This window comes from Roseibium album (assembly GCF_001404515.1).
Lineage (GTDB): Bacteria > Pseudomonadota > Alphaproteobacteria > Rhizobiales > Stappiaceae > Roseibium > Roseibium album.
Genome location: NZ_CXWE01000004.1, coordinates 540791 through 553828, shown reverse-complemented (window position 1 = coordinate 553828; position 13038 = coordinate 540791). Strand labels below are relative to the sequence as shown.

Sequence of the window (13038 nt, the reverse complement as noted above, 5' to 3'; positions counted from 1 at the left end):
CCTTGATTTGAAATGCAGGCCGGGGAGGTTCACGAGATGATCCGGAGAGTAGAGCTTCGGTAGCGCCAGTCAATTGCCTGGTCACGTTCCGGATCGATGAGCGACATCCGGAAGTCGGATGCTGGGCGCACACCGCCGAGCGCCGGAAGGGTTCCGCACAGCATGGCACTACCGTCAACAAGTTCGGCCCCGGTGATCAACTGACGCAAAGGCAGGATGGATGACAAAGTTCCTTCCTGGTAGGCAGTCCAGTCGCCATTTTCCAATATCCACGATTTCAGTACAAGTTTGTCGAGACGCGGCTCGATGTCATCAAGGGACCAGAGCCTGTCAGCCACCGGCTTGGCACAAATCTGCTTGGAGGCGGCAACCGAATGCGTCTCGAGAGCACGATCCGTGTGATCCGAGGCAAGACCGATCCAGAGCCGGCCGTCCATGCGCATCAGGAAGGGTTCTGCTTCACCTGACGTTTCATGTCCAAGGACCTGAATTTCAGGTTCCTGTGTCAGCAGGGCAGGAGCGCACTGGTAATAAAGGGGAACGGTCGACGGAGCAGGAACTCCGATTGCCGCCAGTTCCTCGATGTGATGATCAACGGCAGCCCGGTCTCGTCCGGTCCATCCGGCCACGATGAGCCGGTCGGGAGTGCAGTCGAGCACTCCGGTGACAGTCTGAAATTTCATCGACAGATCTCTTAAAGGGTTGAGGGCAGGAACAGGGCCAGTTGCGGAACAAGGATGAGCAGACCAACCATGGCCAGCATGGCGAGCGCATAAGGAATGCAGCCCAGCATGACATCGCTGAAACTGCCGGTCTTCCGTGCGGCCTGGACAACGTAGAGATTGAGGCCCACAGGGGGAGTGATCAGCGCCATTTCGACCAGGATGATCATCAGGATGCCAAACCAGATCTTGTCATAACCGAGTTGCACGATGATCGGCACGACGATCGGAATGGTCGCAACCATCAGGGAAAGGGTTTCGATGAAGAAACCCAGCACGATATAGATCAGAATGATCACGAGAAGCGTTTCGAGCGGTCCCAGACCGAGACCGGTGAGAAGATCCTGTAGCGCGCGACTGACACCGGCCGCCGTAAGCGCAAAGTTCAGCACGTAAGCGCCGATCACGACCAGCATGATCATGGATGAAGTCTTGACTGCGCCACGCAAGGCGTTCTGGAGCATGTCCCAGTTCAGCGCTTTCTGGTGGGCGGCAATCAGAAGGGCAATGGCAACTCCGACTGTCGCCGCCTCGGTCGGGGTTGCCCAGCCTGCATAGATGGACCCCACGATCGCGCCAAACAGTCCGAAAATAGGCAACAGATCGGTCAGCCCTTCCAGTTTTTCCCTTGTGGAGCTGGATTGGCGCGGTCCGCCCAGGGCAGGTCTGAAGATGCACATGATGACGGTGATCAACATGAAAAGACCAGCCAGAAACAGCCCCGGCACCAGCCCGGCCAGAAAGAGCTGCGGGATGGAACTCTCTGTCAGGAACCCATAGACGATCAGGTTGATCGAGGGTGGGATCATGATCCCGAGCGTTCCGCCGGCCGCGATTGCGCCGGAAAAGAGTTTCGGATTGTAGCCCAGTGTCTGCGCCTGCGGCATGGCGACCGTTGCAACCGTCGCGGCTGTTGCAACCGATGAGCCGGAGGTTGCCGAGAACATCGTTGATGTCGCGATATTCGCGTGGATCAGCCCGCCGGGCATCCACGCCACCCACTTTTCCAGCGCCGCGTAGGTGCGCCGCGCAACACCGCTGCGAACCAGGATTTCTCCCAGAAGAACAAACAAGGGGATGGCAATGAGCGTGGCCGAATTTGACGAGGACCAGACGACTTGCCCGAGGCCGCGCATCAGCGGGAACGGGCTGAAGAACTCGTCTATCCCGAAGGCCAGGAGAAACAGGACGATGCCGACCGGAATGGACAGTGCCAGAAGCCCGAGAAGGCCTACGGAGGTGAACGCGATCATGCTTCCCCCCGCGCACCGGCGATTGCATCAACGGACTTGTAATCGGAAGCGAGGAAATTCGTGAGAGCGGATATCAGCAATATGCTTGCCGACAGCGCGAACCAGACCCAGCCGGCCCACCAGAGCGACTGCGGGATCCACAAAGGGGTCTCCAGTGGTGTGTTTGCACTTGCACCCGTCGAGAGTGTTTTTTCCAGGACACCCCAGCCTCTCCAGGCGACAACGATGGCCGTTCCGGAGAGGCAGAGCATTGACAGGATGTCAAAGATCGCCCGGCCAAAAGGGACCAGACGCTGGCGGAGCAGGTCGATGCGCACATGTGCCTGTTCCGTCAGCGCGTAGCTTATGCCCCAGCTGGTCGTGACGGCCATGACATAGCCGGAAATCTCATCGACACCCCCGAGCGAACCACCCAGCCGGCGGGCTGCAATCTCGATAAGCGTGAACGCCACACATGCGAGCAGCACCAATCCGACCACGATTGCGACTCGGTCGTTTATCCGCCTGAGGAGGGTTGCCAGGGATGTCATTGAAATCCTGCCTTAGTTGGTTTCCAGTTTCACACCGGTGACCTTGCCGACACTGTCGCTCCAGCGTTTGGCCCAGTCGCCTCCGGCGCGTTCAGCCCAATCGGGAAGAACCTCGGTGATCAGCACGTTCCTGGCCTTTTCCTGATCAGCTTCACTTGCCTCGACCAGGATCAGTCCACGTGCATCGCCATAGGGGCATTCACCATTGCCGGTCAGGCAGGCGACGTCATTTTCAAGAGCATTTTGGGCTGTTTCCCAAGCCGGAGCCTCCAGGCCCTCCTTGACGCCTCTTTCCAGTGTCGCCTTTTGCTCGTCCGACAACACGTTCCACTTATCAAGGTTTATCGCGGTAACGACCGGGTCCCAACCACCAAGCGGCAGCGGCATCAAGTGTGTGGAGACTTCCCACCAGCCGGCATTGTAGCCCGAGCCGGCGCCGGTGATGGCGCAATCCACGACGCCCCGCTGCAGTGCACCCGGCACTTCGCCGAAGCCGACATTGACGCCTTCGGCGCCGAGCGCTTCCAGAAACTTGGCCGTCATACGGCCCGAAGCGCGCACCTTCTTGCCTTTCAGATCGTCCAGTGAGCCAATGTCGGCATTGCAGAAAACGACCTGGGGCGGATAGGGCGCAATTCCGAGCACCTTGGCATTGAACACATCACGGTAGATGTCATCGACCATCGGTCGTGCCGCTTCGACCGCTTTTTGAGCCGTCGGTGCGTCGGTCGCGATCAGCGGTACATCGAGACCTTCAAGAGCGACGCTGTCCGATACGGCATAATCCGCAACCGTCATGCCGACATCGAAGACACCCTGGGACAGAAGACGGAAGACGTCACCGCCGGAGATACCCATCTGGTCATGGGTGGTCAATGCAGCCGTCAGATCTCCTCCTGACAATTCCGGGAGTTTTTCATTCCAGAAGGGGGCTTCGTATTGCTTGTGCAATGGCAACCCGCTCCAGCTGCCGACAACAGCAAGTTCTTCGGCTTTTGCACTCGTTCCTGCCGAGAACGCAATCAGTGAGATCGCGGATAACAATACCAGTCTGTTCATAGCGTTCATCCTCTGTTTTTCGTATTTTTTCAGTTAGTTATCGTTATAGGGGTAAATCGGGTCCGTGTGCTCGCCGACATCGGCAATGAGCATGGCGCCAGGTGCATGGGTAATGGAAAGGGGTGGTCTGGATCTCATGATCGCAGCTTGAGGCGTTACTCCGCAGGCCCAGAAGACAGGGACTTCACCGGAACTGAAATCGACGGCTTCGCCCCAGTCCGGTTTATCGATATCGGAAATGCCGATCGTTGCGGGATCGCCCACGTGAACGGGCGCACCATGGGCCAGTGGATACTTTCTGCAGATCTTAAAGACCTCCGCGATCCTTGTTTCCGGGATCGGGCGCATCGAAACCACCATCCCGCCTTCGAACGGTCCGCTTGCCACGGTCTCGATTGACGAGCGAAACATCGGGACTGTGACGTTGCGATCAATGTGGCGCATTTCAATTCCCGCCTTGCGCAAGGCGTCCTCGAAGGTGAAGGAACATCCGATCGCAAATGCGACCAGATCGTCGCGCCAGTGCGCCTTGAGGTCATTGACCTGCTTTTCCAGAACACCATAGCGGTAAATGTTGTAAAGCGCTGCGTCAGTCCGAATGTCGACGTCATTGCCAAGTCGATCGATGGAAGCTTCGCCTGCGCGCGAAACGCCAGCCAGTGGACAGGCCTTCGGGTTCAGTCGGCAATAGGCATGAAAGTCATCAGCAAGTTCACCGGGCAATATTGCCAGATTGCATTGAAGATTGCCCTTTGCAAGTCCGGCCGTATGACCCGAATACAGCCCGTCTCGGATCATCCTGCGCTGGGCAGTGGTCTCCATGTCAAACAGATCTGGAAGTTGGGCAAGTCCGCTGGTCATTTCCACCTCGAAAGTTGGTGGCAAAATGCTGCGGTGGATCTATTATCAAGTCAAATCGTGATTTTTTGTCCAAAGTGATCAAATTTTTGGATCGCTTTTCCGGAGTGACCAATATGACCTTCGAGCAACTCAAGACCTTCCTGACCGTTGCGCGCATGGGAGGTGTGCGCAAGGCTGCCGAGCAGATGAATGTCTCCCAACCGGCTGTTTCGACACGGATTTCAAGTCTGGAAACCTATCTGGGAACTGAACTGTTCAGCCGTGTATCGACAGGCGTCGTCCTCACCCGAAAAGGCGTTCTGCTCAGAAATCACGCCGAGCAGATCATGGAGATCATGGAACGGATCAAGGGGGACGTCATGGCAGAGGACAGTGTGAGCAGCCTGTTGCGCCTCGGTGTCGCGGAGACGGTGGCGCAAACCTGGCTTCCCGATTTTCTGCGCGCTCTTCATCGCAGTTTCCCCAGGCTCAAGATCGAGGTTTCAGTCGACATATCCGTCAATCTGAGGGAGTTGCTGCTGGATCGGTCGCTCGACCTGACCATCCTGATGGGCCCGATATCTGATTACAGTGTTGACAATCTGGACCTGCCGCCATTTGAACTCTCATGGTACCGGCCGATCGATCTTGCCGATCCGGACCTCAGCACGACACCGGTCATCACCTACAACCGGAATTCCCGCCCGCACCGCGAACTGACACAGCAACTTCGCGACAGGTATGGCAGCACCGCCCAGATCTTCCCTACGAATTCGCTTTCGACCGGGTTCGAGATGGTCGCCTCGGGGATTGGCGTCGGCATCCTGCCCCACGTTCTGGGCCATCGCCTGGTGGAGGAAAAACGGATAACGACCTTCGACCCAGGCTGGCAGGCCACGCCTCTCAACTTCACCGCAACCTATATTGGCGAACCGAGAAACGAACTGATCTCCCGCGCCGCGCGGGTGGCGCAGAAGGTGGCGCTGGAGTTTGGAGACGTGGACCGAAGTGCACAGGGGCGAGCCGGGCAGGGCGGCAGTTTGTGAATGGCTGACATTGGTCGCGAGCAATGAGGCCGCCGGATAGCGTTCCCGGCAGGTCTTGCACTGGCTTTGTTCAATGTCGGTTTTTGCGCATAACGTTTTTGACGTGGACATTCACAAGAAGCAACCTAAAGATACCTTCCTTCTCCTGGCCGTTGATAGAGGTCCCTGGAGCGAAGGTCAGATTTTGGCCTAGTGGGAAATCGCGGCATGCAAGGGCTATGCACGCGGATTTATCAGTTCGAGGTATCCTTGGATAACAAACTCAGAATTCGGCCCGCTGTCGGGCGTGATGTCCAAAGCGTACGTATATGCGCCGAGGGAGCTTACGAGCAGTATGTTGACGCAATTGGCAAAGCACCTGCCCCAATGGTTGCAGATTTTGAAGCCCTGATTGCAGCGGAGCACGTGCATGTCGCGGTCAATCCGGACAACGAGGTTCTCGGGTTTATCGTGTTTTATCCAACTGATCAGCACGTCCTGCTGGAAAATGTCGCTGTCAAGGCGAGTGCATCAGGGCAAGGAATAGGAAAGGCGTTGATCGCGTTTTGCGAGGCGTCAGCCAGGAAACTGGGTGCTCGATCCATCAAACTCTATACGAATGAGAAAATGACCGAAAACCTGTCGATCTATCCCCACCTTGGATACAAGGAGACCGGCCGCGTAACCGAAGACGGCTTCGAACGTGTCTATTTCGAAAAGGTGATCTGACGAACGGCAGATCGCCAGATTTCGTTCAAATCAAACGCGCCTGATGTCGCCGAGGCCTATTCCTGCGAACTGGCACTCAGCGCATCTACCCTTTTGCACGGGCCGCCGCGGCGGTGTCATGATACTCGTGAAGCTCCACGACGCAGCCGTCTTTCACCGTCCAGAACAGGGCCAACTCGGTTTCTCGCGTAGCACCTGTGTGCCGGCTGGTGATTGTGACGCCAATCTGGGTCGCGGCGCGCTCGCCGGAAACGATAATGTCTGTCAGTCGATAGTCATCAATGCTCCAGTCAGCCTGTATCCGGCCTATCGTTTCCCAGAATGCATTGGTGCCACAACAATCGGCGCAATAGGGACCTGTTTCCGCATTGGCGTGGATGCAATAACGAATTTCATCATGAAGCAGCGAGGAAACTGTTTCTGCATCCCCGCTTTTGTAAGACTGAATGGCTTTGCGAACGACCTCTTCGGTTGTCATGAGTTTTCCCTCCAAATCCAGAAAATGGGAATTCAGCCAGAGCGTTGACGTGTTGAGCCGAGCTATTGCTGAACCTTTCATGGCCCGGCGATTTGACGCCCCTATTGCTTGCCGCAAAGGCAGCGATCGAAAGTATCTCCGTCCAGTGAGCCAAGCTGTTGAAACAGGCTGAGAAAGTCAAAATGGTTAAAGGCTTCGATAATCTGGTCGTCCGAGAAACGGCCATAAACGGTACCGGTCATCTTGATGGGTTCGCCCGTTTTACGCGACCTTCCCTCGAAGACGCAGAGCGCGCAAAGCCATTCACCGGAGGTCATGTGGTGCGTGACGCTTATTTTCACGTCCTGCACAAGGCCGAGCAGAGCCTTTTGAAAAACCTTGAATTCGTCCGGTCCCAGCATTTCATGTTCGCGAAATTCGCTTCCGCCAACGCGGGTCTGTGCTCCCAGTCCAACAGCCCGACCGTCCCTGACGAACATTTCATCGATGGCTGTTTCATCTTCCTCGTTCCAAACACGCTGAAACCAGGTTTCAAGAATTTCAAGATTTGTCATAATGAAAGACCTCTTCTGGTATAAATACACCCACCTTGCCATGACTGGTTGAAATTACGAAGGGGAAACGTGTGATTTTTACCAAAAGGGCAAGATTGTGCCTTCGCTTTTTTGCCGAGAGATCAAGCAAACGCCTCACGTTTTGGAAATGGCGGGTGCGAACAAGGTCAAATGCAACTTTACGTGAGCGCATTTGTTTTCGCGTTTGACGCAGACCGTCTCAAGCCTTGCCCCTGGCAGCCGAGAAGTGACTTGTTGGCTACTCGTGGCCGAACCGACGAATGCCGAATGTCAATCCGGTATTGGTTTTGAGGGAAGAAGGGCACCTGTGGCTTCAGAGTTTCGAGAGGGGACAGCGTGTTTTCGGTGATACTTGTCCAAAATCAAATGAAGGCGAGGGGAATTTCAATCACAGTGTTGCGGAAATCGATTGAGCGAATTTTATCGCATCCCGCAATTGGCATGCATCGGTTCAATCGTCGCAAGGCGGTCCCTGCTACTCTCAGCGAAACACCATTTGAGGGAAAACGCTAAGCAATATAACGACTATTCCGGCCACCGCGACAAAGGGCAGCGCGGATCTGAAGATCGCGCCGGCTTTCACATCGGACACGGTCGCAGCCACGTAGAGGGCGACGCCAACCGGCGGAGTAACCAGTCCAAGTGTCAGGTTCAGGCACAGAACAACACCCAGGTGATAAGGGTCGATGCCATAGACGGATGTCGCAACCGGCAGAATGATCGGCACAACCATGATGAGGGCCGGTATGCCATCAATGATCATGCCGACAGCCAGCATGATCAAATTGACCAGAAGCAGAAACAGTATCGGATGCTCGGCCACCGTTACGACCCACTCCGCCAGGCTTTGAGGGATCTGTCCGTAAATCAATATCCAGCTGAAGACGTTTGCGGTGGCAACCATGAACAGGACGAGAGCTGCGTTTGAACCGGCAGTCAGCAGCATTTTCGGGATATCCCGGTCCGAAAGCTCGCGTGTTATGAATTTGCCGATCAGATAAGCCATGAGTGCAGCTATGGCAGCCGATTCAGTCGGGGTGGCGATACCGAGCAAGATGCTTCCGATGATCGAAACAGGAATGATGAGCGTCAGAAGACCGTCGCGCAGCAACCCGACCCGTTCCTGCCGCGTCAGCGGTGGAGCCACAGGAAACGGACTGAACAGACCGATCAGGAAGATCACGATCATGAAGCCGGCGGCCATCAACAGACCCGGCACAATTCCGGCGATGAAAAGGTCCCCGATCGAGATCTGAGCCAGCACACCATAAACCACGAACATCATGGACGGAGGTATGATTGGAGATAGCAGCCCGGCCGAAGTCGTTGTGGCAACTGCAAATGTCTTTTGATATCCGGCCCGCTCCATTTCGGGAACCATCACTTTGGACATGATCGAAATCTGTGCCGTGGCCGATCCCAGAATTGAGGCCATCATCATGTTGGCAAGAATGTTCACATAGACCAATCCGCCCTTCATCGTGCCGACGACTGCCCGCGCCATGCCTATCAGCCTGGCCGTGATGCCGCCGCCGTTCATCATCTCGCCAACCATCATGAAAAGCGGGATCGCCAACAATCCGTATTTGCCGATGCCCGATTGCAATTGAAGCGCATAGGAGCCGATCAGGGCGGTGTTGCCGGTATCCAACACATAGATTGCCGCGGAGACCGCAAGAACGATGCCGATCGGCGCGCCGACAAACAGCAACACGACAAAGACCAGGGCCGTAATCATCGCGGCGTACCCGTTGCCGGGGTGCCATGGAGGTCTCGCAGCAGGCAAGCCGTGCTATGGATCGTTAGTGTGAACGCAAATAGCGGCATCACCAAAAAGAACCACAAGCGCCGTACGCCGATGGTGTTGGTTACTTCCTGATACACGCTGTTGTATGTGCTCTCGAAAAATATCTGCAGGTTGAACCCACTCCGGGCCATCGTGACGGGATCGAACCAGACCCAGGTGGCATAGGCCAAGAACAGCGCGAAACCCAGGTTGACGCACTGCACAGCGATTGACATCTGGCGGCGGAGAGATTCTGAAACCGCGTCCGACAGAAGGGTGACCGAAAAGTTTCGCCTTTGGGCAAACATCAGGCTGGATCCGACAAATGCAAAGACAACCATAAGGTTGATGGCCAGTTCATCCACCCAGTAGAGTGACCAGTTCACAGCACGGCTGGCGACATTCAGGATCATCAACATCAGTACGGCCGCCACCAGAATCTTCAATAGAAACGCCTCGATTCCGGCGATCCAGTCAGATGTTTTCAGCACCATCTTCATAGCGTGATCCTCTTTGGCCCCCAGGTTGACCGCCCACGCCTGAACGTGGGCGTCTGACTTAACCCGCAAGCATCTTTGCTTCCTTTTGCAATGCTGCGATGGACGGTGCCTTTGGTTCCCAGATGCTCTTCCATTCGGAAATCGTGTCCCCGAAGAAACCTGGCTCTGCATCGACAACATTGATCCCGGTACCTTTGAGATCATTCAGCCATTTCGGCTCGAACTCGACATATTGGGCGAAGAGCCAATCGATCTGCTCGGAGACAGATTGCGACAGCATCTGCTTTTCGTCGTCGCTCAGAGCAGCCCAATACCGGCCGGAAACCACGGCAACCACCGGGAACATCATCTGGCTTGTGATCGTCAGGTTGGGCGCCTGGTCATAAAGCTTGAGCTTCCAGGCCAACTCCAGATCGATATCAGCGCCATCGACCTGGCCATTTGCGAGCGCATCAAACAGACCGGGTAGGGGCACCGGTGTGGGGGCTACATCCATCAGCTCATAGAAGTCCCGCAGCGGTGCAAATGGCGTGATGCGATACTTGCGTCCGGCCAGGTCAGCCGACGACAATCCCGGCTCGCGCGATATCAGGTGACGCATGCCACCCAGTCCGAAACCAAGACCCTTCATGCCCAATGTTGAATACTGTTCAAGCATTCCCGTTGCCGTGGGACCGGTCAGCAGCTTGGACGCCTGGCTGACATTTTGCACCAGATAAGGTGTGAATAGGGCTGCCATGTCATCAAGACGGTTTGAGAACTCCGCCACCGTCAGGAAGCCCATGTCCAAACCACCGGACTGGAGCTGCTGGATCATGGTTGCCTCGTTGCCCAGCTGGCCCGACGGGAATACCTGAGTGTCGAACTTGCCGCCGCTCTTTTCCGCCATCGACGCCCCGACCCGGTCCATGGTCTGTGTCCAGAAGTGGCTGCCAGGCGTGATCGTGCCGATGCGGAGTGTTTTTTCCGCGGCAGCGCTGGCGATGCCCGGTGCGGCAAGCATTGCGGCTGTAAGTGAAGTGGTCTTCAGAAAGGTACGACGGTCCATTTGATTTCTCCCCTTTTGGTTTGGTTCTTGTCAGTGAAAATATGCTCCGCCATCGACGACCAGCGTCTGGCCGGTCATGAAGGCGGAGTCCTGCGAAGCGAGAAACGCCACAGCACCAACGACGTCTTCAGGCAGTTGGTCGCGCGCAATTACCCGTGCCTTTTGCGAGATTTCCTGAAGTTTTGTGATCTGATCCGGGTTCGCCTTGACACCGTCGGACATTGTAAAGCCAGGAGCGACACCATTGACGCGAATACCGTCTGCACCAAGTTCCTTGGCCAAGGCCTTGGTCATGGCGTTGATCGCGCCTTTGCTGGCGACGTAGTGCAGCAGGTAGGGCACACCCTTGAAGGGGGTGCCCGAAGACATGTTGACAATCACTCCAGCGCCCTGTGCCTTCATCGCCGGCAACACCGCGGCAGTAACAAACGCCTGACCCATGACATTGACGTTCAACACCCGTTGCCATTCTTCAGGCGATATGTCGGTGAATTCCGTAAGCTTCAGCGTGGAATAGAGACCGGCATTGTTCACCAGCGTGTCGATCTGTCCGAAGGCTTTCAGGGCTTCAGCGACCATCTCGTTGCATGAAGCCGGATCGGATATGTCACAAAAGACACCTATCGCGGCTGCGCCTGTTGCTGAGATTTCCGCAGCCGCTTCACTCGCTCCCGAAACATCGGCAATCACGACGGCAGAACCATCCCTGGCAAACCGGTCGGCGATGGCGCGTCCAATACCCATGGCTCCACCGGTCACGATGACAACATTCTTTTCATCCATTGCTCTTCTCCCGTAAGACTTGAGGCGTTTACTGGCCTGGCGAGGCGCGCCGCAAGTCTTCGATGGTTTGTGTCGGAGTGATCAGTTCAGGATCTACCTGAAGCTCAATCAGGCTTGGCCCGGGATAGTCACAAGCACGCTCCCAAGCTGCCGCAAACTGTTCAGTGCGCGTCACTGTTTCGCCGTGACACCCGTAGGACTTTGCCAACATTGCAAAATCGGGGTTCACCAGATCCGTCGCACTGACCCGGCCCGGATAGCTCCGTTCCTGGTGCATGCGGATCGTACCGTACATTCCATTGTTGACGACGATCACTTTCAGATTGGCGCGATACTTCACGGCGGTTGCCAATTCCTGTCCGTGCATCAAGAAACATCCGTCACCTGCGAAGCACACGACCTGCCGTCCAGGATGGGCTCTGGCAGCAGCCACGGCGGCGGGCAGTCCGTATCCCATCGACCCGGAGATCGGTGCGAGTTGGGTTCGGTATTGGCGATACTTCAGGTATCGATGCAGCCATACGGTGTAGTTTCCGGCACCATTGGTCACGATGGCATCATCCGGCAGAACGTTTTTCAGGTGACGCATGACATCGGCCATGGCCAGTTTCCCACGACCCACGGGCAGCGTCGACCATGCGCGATAGTCTGCATTGCAATGTGCGACATGGGCTCGCCTTTCAGGTGATCCCTCCACCGGAGGGGCCTGGTTGTTCAGTACCGCGATAGTTTCTGCTGCAGGTGCGGCAATGCCTATGTCGGGCGCGTAAACCCGCCCGATCTCTTCCGGATCCGGGTAAACGTGGATGAGTTTTTGAGCAGGTTTGGGAATATTGACAAGTCGGTAGCCGCCGGATTCCATCTCGCTGAACCGAGTGCCCAGCAGGACCAGAACGTCGGCCGCGCTTATCCGTGCGGCAAGACCCGGGTTGATCCCGATGCCGGCATCGCCTGCGTAGCAGGAGTGTGTATTGTCGAAAAAATCCTGACATCGAAACGAAGCGGCAACCGGAACATCCCATTTGGCTGCGAAGTTCTGAAGGTTCTGCCGCGCGCTCTCCGACCATGCTCCCCCTCCGACAATGATCATCGGGTTTGAGGCTGTCACCAGTGCGTTGAGAGTGTTCTGGACGTCTGTATCGGTCGGAGCAGCTTTGGCTGGCCGGGCAACGGCCAATTTCGGCGGGATCACATCCGTTGTCTCGACCAACATGTCTTCGGGAAGCGCCAGAACCACCGGTCCGGGGCGTCCGGACATGGCAACGTGAAAGGCGCGCGACACCATCTCGGCAATTCTGTGGGGGCTGTCCACTTCCGCGACCCATTTGGCAACCTGGCCGAACATCCGGCGATAGTCGATTTCCTGAAATGCTTCGCGTTCGCGCATGTCGCGCGCAACTTGTCCTACCAACAGGATCATAGGCGTCGCATCCTGACGGGCAATGTGCAGCCCGGCACTTGCGTTGGTTGCGCCCGGTCCCCGTGTGACCATGCAGATGCCGGGCCGGCCTGTCAGTTTCCCGAAGGCTTCGGCCATCATTGCCGCGCCGCCTTCCTGACGGCAAACGGTGATGTCGATTTGAGGGGCATCGGTCAGTGCATCGAGCACGGCCAGGTAGCTTTCGCCGGGAACCAGAAAACACTGGTCAACTTCTTGTTGAAGCAGACAGTCCACAAGACATTGTGCTCCGGTAAGCAACCTTGTCTGGA

14 protein-coding genes are annotated in these 13038 nt (G+C 56.3%); 2 read left to right on the top strand and 12 right to left on the bottom strand.

Annotated elements, in window-relative coordinates:
• Positions 1-29 precede the first annotated feature (29 nt).
• The 5 genes from LA5095_RS15920 to LA5095_RS15900 are packed head-to-tail and all read right to left on the bottom strand — an operon-like array spanning position 30 to position 4425.
• Positions 30-683 carry a DUF2848 domain-containing protein gene (locus LA5095_RS15920; protein WP_108873823.1) on the bottom strand — a complete coding sequence of 218 codons (654 nt, stop codon included), beginning with the start codon at positions 681-683 and terminating at the stop codon, positions 30-32.
• Between the two features lie 11 nt (positions 684-694).
• The gene (locus tag LA5095_RS15915) at positions 695-1975 is read right to left on the bottom strand and encodes a TRAP transporter large permease (protein ID WP_055116512.1); all 1281 of its coding nucleotides are present in this window, start codon (positions 1973-1975) and stop codon (positions 695-697) included.
• Positions 1972-2505: a TRAP transporter small permease subunit gene (locus LA5095_RS15910; RefSeq protein WP_055116511.1), complete on the bottom strand. Its 534-nt coding sequence runs from the start codon at positions 2503-2505 to the stop codon at positions 1972-1974. The genes LA5095_RS15915 and LA5095_RS15910 overlap by 4 nt, the downstream gene beginning before the upstream one ends.
• A gap of 12 nt (positions 2506-2517) precedes the next feature.
• Positions 2518-3564 carry a TRAP transporter substrate-binding protein gene (locus LA5095_RS15905; protein ID WP_055116509.1) on the bottom strand — a complete coding sequence of 349 codons (1047 nt, stop codon included), beginning with the start codon at positions 3562-3564 and terminating at the stop codon, positions 2518-2520.
• Between the two features lie 33 nt (positions 3565-3597).
• A complete protein-coding gene (locus LA5095_RS15900) occupies positions 3598-4425 on the bottom strand; it encodes a putative hydro-lyase (protein WP_082442434.1) in 828 nt (275 codons plus the stop codon).
• Positions 4426-4538: 113 nt separating this feature from the next.
• Here LA5095_RS15900 and LA5095_RS15895 point away from each other — a divergent pair, with 113 nt between their 5' ends.
• Positions 4539-5450, top strand: coding sequence for a LysR family transcriptional regulator (locus LA5095_RS15895; protein WP_055116975.1), 912 nt, complete (start codon positions 4539-4541; stop codon positions 5448-5450).
• A 366-nt stretch (positions 5451-5816) separates the two neighbouring features.
• Positions 5817-6158 carry a GNAT family N-acetyltransferase gene (locus tag LA5095_RS15890; RefSeq protein WP_208992714.1) on the top strand — a complete coding sequence of 114 codons (342 nt, stop codon included), beginning with the start codon at positions 5817-5819 and terminating at the stop codon, positions 6156-6158.
• Positions 6159-6243: 85 nt separating this feature from the next.
• On the opposite strand, the gene LA5095_RS15885 is transcribed toward LA5095_RS15890, so the two are convergent.
• The 7 genes from LA5095_RS15885 to LA5095_RS15855 all read right to left on the bottom strand — a co-directional run bounded on the left by LA5095_RS15885 (position 6244) and on the right by LA5095_RS15855 (position 13027).
• The gene (locus LA5095_RS15885) at positions 6244-6636 is read right to left on the bottom strand and encodes a nuclear transport factor 2 family protein (RefSeq protein WP_158510387.1); all 393 of its coding nucleotides are present in this window, start codon (positions 6634-6636) and stop codon (positions 6244-6246) included.
• 101 nt (positions 6637-6737) lie between these two features.
• Positions 6738-7190, bottom strand: coding sequence for an ester cyclase (locus LA5095_RS15880; RefSeq protein WP_055116504.1), 453 nt, complete (start codon positions 7188-7190; stop codon positions 6738-6740).
• Between the two features lie 502 nt (positions 7191-7692).
• On the bottom strand, positions 7693-8949 hold the full coding sequence (locus LA5095_RS15875) for a TRAP transporter large permease (protein WP_055116502.1): 1257 nt from the start codon (positions 8947-8949) through the stop codon (positions 7693-7695).
• The gene (locus tag LA5095_RS15870) at positions 8946-9497 is read right to left on the bottom strand and encodes a TRAP transporter small permease (RefSeq protein WP_055116500.1); all 552 of its coding nucleotides are present in this window, start codon (positions 9495-9497) and stop codon (positions 8946-8948) included. Before LA5095_RS15870 ends, LA5095_RS15875 begins: the two co-directional genes overlap by 4 nt.
• Before the next feature lie 58 nt (positions 9498-9555).
• Positions 9556-10545 carry a TRAP transporter substrate-binding protein gene (locus LA5095_RS15865; protein WP_055116499.1) on the bottom strand — a complete coding sequence of 330 codons (990 nt, stop codon included), beginning with the start codon at positions 10543-10545 and terminating at the stop codon, positions 9556-9558.
• A gap of 30 nt (positions 10546-10575) precedes the next feature.
• Positions 10576-11328 (bottom strand): SDR family NAD(P)-dependent oxidoreductase, encoded by a 753-nt coding sequence (locus tag LA5095_RS15860; RefSeq protein WP_055116497.1) that lies wholly within the window; start codon positions 11326-11328, stop codon positions 10576-10578.
• A 28-nt stretch (positions 11329-11356) separates the two neighbouring features.
• Entirely contained in the window at positions 11357-13027 is a 1671-nt protein-coding gene (locus tag LA5095_RS15855; protein ID WP_055116970.1) for a thiamine pyrophosphate-binding protein, read from the bottom strand.
• Positions 13028-13038: the final 11 nt, after the last annotated feature.

What these genes read in the sequence shown, in the direction of transcription:
- LA5095_RS15885 (WP_158510387.1), bottom strand. Translation starts at nt 6,636, where the DNA reads ATGACAACCGAAGAGGTCGTTCGCAAAGCCATTCAGTCTTACAAAAGC.
- LA5095_RS15865 (WP_055116499.1), bottom strand. Translation starts at nt 10,545, where the DNA reads ATGGACCGTCGTACCTTTCTGAAGACCACTTCACTTACAGCCGCAATG.
- LA5095_RS15860 (WP_055116497.1), bottom strand. Translation starts at nt 11,328, where the DNA reads ATGGATGAAAAGAATGTTGTCATCGTGACCGGTGGAGCCATGGGTATT.
- LA5095_RS15910 (WP_055116511.1), bottom strand. Translation starts at nt 2,505, where the DNA reads ATGACATCCCTGGCAACCCTCCTCAGGCGGATAAACGACCGAGTCGCA.
- LA5095_RS15900 (WP_082442434.1), bottom strand. Translation starts at nt 4,425, where the DNA reads ATGACCAGCGGACTTGCCCAACTTCCAGATCTGTTTGACATGGAGACC.
- LA5095_RS15905 (WP_055116509.1), bottom strand. Translation starts at nt 3,564, where the DNA reads ATGAACAGACTGGTATTGTTATCCGCGATCTCACTGATTGCGTTCTCG.
- LA5095_RS15915 (WP_055116512.1), bottom strand. Translation starts at nt 1,975, where the DNA reads ATGATCGCGTTCACCTCCGTAGGCCTTCTCGGGCTTCTGGCACTGTCC.
- LA5095_RS15890 (WP_208992714.1), top strand. Translation starts at nt 5,817, where the DNA reads ATGGTTGCAGATTTTGAAGCCCTGATTGCAGCGGAGCACGTGCATGTC.
- LA5095_RS15870 (WP_055116500.1), bottom strand. Translation starts at nt 9,497, where the DNA reads ATGAAGATGGTGCTGAAAACATCTGACTGGATCGCCGGAATCGAGGCG.
- LA5095_RS15875 (WP_055116502.1), bottom strand. Translation starts at nt 8,949, where the DNA reads ATGATTACGGCCCTGGTCTTTGTCGTGTTGCTGTTTGTCGGCGCGCCG.
- LA5095_RS15880 (WP_055116504.1), bottom strand. Translation starts at nt 7,190, where the DNA reads ATGACAAATCTTGAAATTCTTGAAACCTGGTTTCAGCGTGTTTGGAAC.
- LA5095_RS15920 (WP_108873823.1), bottom strand. Translation starts at nt 683, where the DNA reads ATGAAATTTCAGACTGTCACCGGAGTGCTCGACTGCACTCCCGACCGG.
- LA5095_RS15895 (WP_055116975.1), top strand. Translation starts at nt 4,539, where the DNA reads ATGACCTTCGAGCAACTCAAGACCTTCCTGACCGTTGCGCGCATGGGA.